At 38.5% G+C, this 231-nt stretch carries 1 protein-coding gene; it reads left to right on the top strand.

From position 1 onward, the window contains the following. Positions 1–231: ribonucleotide-diphosphate reductase subunit beta (locus ACRHOC_RS15270; protein ID WP_431159453.1), on the top strand; the 231-nt coding region annotated here is incomplete at both ends.

The following is a 231-nucleotide window of genomic DNA, read 5'->3' as shown; positions in this document are numbered from 1 at the left end:
GAGAATTTTCCTGCTATTAAGAGAAAAGCCGATTGGGCCTTAAAATGCATTGAGTCTCCAAGTTTCGCTGAGGGTTTAATTCCTTTTGCAGCAGTTGAAGGTATTTTCTTCTCAGGTGGATTCTGTTCTATTTTTTGGTTAAAGAAAAAAGGACTTATGCCGGGATTATCTTTCTCTAACGAGTTAATCTCGAGAGATGAAGGTGTGCATTGTGATTTTGCTCTGCATCTT

The sequence above is a fragment of the Winogradskyella poriferorum genome, assembly GCF_050618035.1.
Classification (GTDB): domain Bacteria; phylum Bacteroidota; class Bacteroidia; order Flavobacteriales; family Flavobacteriaceae; genus Winogradskyella; species Winogradskyella poriferorum_A.
This window is presented reverse-complemented; position numbering and strand designations above follow the sequence as displayed.